Consider the following 750-nt stretch of genomic DNA (forward strand, 5'->3'; position numbering starts at 1 on the left):
AAGAACAGCAATGAATTCATTAACGCGTTATTGCGGACACCCTGATGTCGCCGGTAAGGCCGTGCGCGCGGGGTCAGGACACCCGGGAGGCGTGATGGTTCGCCTGCTGGTGTGTGCGGCGCTGGCTGCACCCGTTCTGTCCGTACAGGCAGCGCCTGCTGTGACGGGCGCGGATGCCGCGACCCCGGCGCAGGACACGGCCGAAGTACAGGCCCTGCGTCAGGAGCTGGCGAGACAGGATGCGCTCCTGCAAAAGCTGATGTCGCAGCAGACTGACCTGTTATCTCAGCACAAACTGCCTTCTGGTGGCGATGTGACACCGGTGCATCCTTCAGGTGGTACGGGTGATGCAGTCACAGGTGCTGCTGTCAGTGCGCCTGTCGGGGCGCATCCTTCTGCGCCCCCGACGGGCGCCGAAGCGCTGCCCCTGACGGCGGCGACAGTGACTCCGCCCCCGGCCGTACCACAGCCGTCAGCGGGCATTGCGGCTGAGCCAGGCGCAGTCCCTGCAGCATCGCCTGCGACTGCATCCTCCCCGCCTGCCACGACGCAGGCATCAGGAGCTGCCCCTTCCCCGGCGCCTGCATCAGTCGCACCGGACTCACCTTCCACGTCCGGCGCGGCTCCTGCTCCTGGCGCACAGTCGCTCTCCCTGCAGGATGATAATGCCCGCCGGGCGTATGCCAGCGGCGTGTCACTGGCCTACGAGATGCAGCAGTCCCTGGCGGTGCAGAAGTCGCTGGGTATCAG

At 66.4% G+C, this 750-nt stretch carries 1 pseudogene; it reads left to right on the plus strand.

The features are described 5' to 3' along the window. Positions 1–10: 10 nt before the first annotated feature. A pseudogene (locus tag ACERY3_RS25320) lies at positions 11–750 on the plus strand (hypothetical protein); the annotation flags it as partial.

It is taken from the genome of Enterobacter cloacae complex sp. ESBL7 (genome assembly GCF_041679625.1).
Lineage (GTDB): Bacteria > Pseudomonadota > Gammaproteobacteria > Enterobacterales > Enterobacteriaceae > Enterobacter > Enterobacter asburiae_B.